Source organism: Merdimmobilis hominis, from assembly GCF_016901855.1.
Taxonomy (GTDB): Bacteria; Bacillota; Clostridia; order Oscillospirales; family Ruminococcaceae; genus Paludihabitans.
On the sequence record NZ_JACJKY010000066.1, the window covers coordinates 1 to 626 of the forward strand.

The following is a 626-nucleotide window of genomic DNA, read 5'->3' on the forward strand; positions in this document are numbered from 1 at the left end:
ATCAGATTGAATCGGTAACGCTTGTTTCCTACTATCATCAGTATGATCCATACGGAAACCTGCCTGCCGACGAGAGAGAATATCATTCTGAAAAGGAGATCACCGGCACTCCGCTCGCACAGCAATATATCGATGCAATCTTCGAAACACCTGTTGCGCTTCAGGAGTATTCGAAGCTGGAAGAGGAGCATTTCAAATACATGGGCGGGCTCTATTCTACTGCAAGTGAAGTCCGCATCACCGTCACCAATGTCGGCGATGACTATCCTGTCAATCAAAGGGAGTTTGCCATCTCGTGCAACAATGAACTCGAACTGTGCGATGTCCCGGAAGTGTTTCTCTCCTACGATTACACCATGGACTATCGCCGCAAACAGTTTGAAGAAAACAGCGCACGCGGCGTTCAGGAAGAGGTCAAAGAATCGGAACGCTATGTCTTCACCGTCCCAGGAACCGAACTCTTCACCACCGGATTCATCAAAAAACAGCTTGGTATAGGTGAATAACGTGATTGTTCTTTTAAAAGAAGGTGCCTCCCATGACAAAAACAAACAAACGAAATCTTATCATTGTCGCCGTTGTTTTGTCGGTCGCATTGATCGCAGCAGTCTGCGTTTCCGTCTTTT

Annotated in this window: 1 protein-coding gene; it reads left to right on the top strand. The window is 46.8% G+C overall.

The window, feature by feature from the left end:
- Nucleotides 1-506 (top strand): hypothetical protein (locus tag H6A12_RS13070; protein ID WP_204448438.1); only part of this gene is annotated, 506 nt, incomplete at its 5' end.
- Nucleotides 507-626: the final 120 nt, after the last annotated feature.